Origin of the sequence: Pseudomonas sp. FSL R10-2964, from assembly GCF_009600035.1 — a bacterium.
Lineage (GTDB): Bacteria > Pseudomonadota > Gammaproteobacteria > Pseudomonadales > Pseudomonadaceae > Aquipseudomonas > Aquipseudomonas bubulae.
Genome location: NZ_WIWH01000122.1, coordinates 1 through 360 on the forward strand (window position 1 = coordinate 1; position 360 = coordinate 360).

Consider the following 360-nt stretch of genomic DNA (forward strand, 5'->3'; position numbering starts at 1 on the left):
GTCAAGGGGTGTATTCGTTTTAGCAATTAAATCCGGCTCAAAGGCAGATAGCCCAAAACTCGAACAGCGCATTGCAAACTATACCGGTGAGCTTGGTATCGGAAGTGCGGGATTTGCGGCGTTAGAATTTTGGCTGCTGAAGTTAATTAAAGATTGCCCTCTTTCGAACAGTAAAACATTTCTTGCGATGGTAGATGCTATGTTGGAAGCATTTAGACCTTGGAACGATGGCGATCCTTTTAACAGTTTCCATCCCCGCCGCGTACTTTCATAATTTCACCTGCGCAGATAGGCCGTCAAATTCACATCTGCCTTTCGTCGCACCGAGCTGCCTGCCAGTAGCGGACACCTACACTTGAA

Annotated in this window: 1 pseudogene; it reads left to right on the forward strand. The window is 46.9% G+C overall.

The annotated features are described in order from the left end of the window. A pseudogene (locus GHN92_RS23980) lies at positions 1-274 on the forward strand (hypothetical protein); the annotation flags it as partial. Between the last annotated feature and the right edge of the window lie 86 nt (positions 275-360).